General features: G+C 63.6%; 1 protein-coding gene. It reads left to right on the plus strand.

From position 1 onward, the window contains the following. On the plus strand, nucleotides 1-341 hold a 341-nt coding region (locus ACWV8V_RS18650; RefSeq protein ID WP_455900438.1), incomplete at both ends, for an EF-Tu C-terminal domain-related protein.

The following is a 341-nucleotide window of genomic DNA, read 5'->3' on the forward strand; positions in this document are numbered from 1 at the left end:
CAGGGTCAGGCAGGCGACAACGCCGGTCTGCTGCTGCGCGGCACCAAGCGTGACGACGTCGAGCGTGGCCAGGTCCTGGCCAAGCCGGGTTCGATCAAGCCGCACACCACCTTCGACGCCGAAGTGTACGTGCTGTCCAAGGATGAAGGCGGCCGTCACACCCCGTTCTTCAAGGGCTACCGTCCGCAGTTCTACTTCCGTACCACCGACATCACCGGCGCTTGCGAACTGCCGGAAGGTGTGGAAATGGTGATGCCGGGCGACAACGTGAAGATGGTTGTCACCCTGATCAACCCGGTCGCCATGGATGAAGGCCTGCGCTTCGCGATCCGCGAAGGCGG

The sequence above is a fragment of the Stenotrophomonas sp. Ker107b genome (assembly GCF_053847245.1).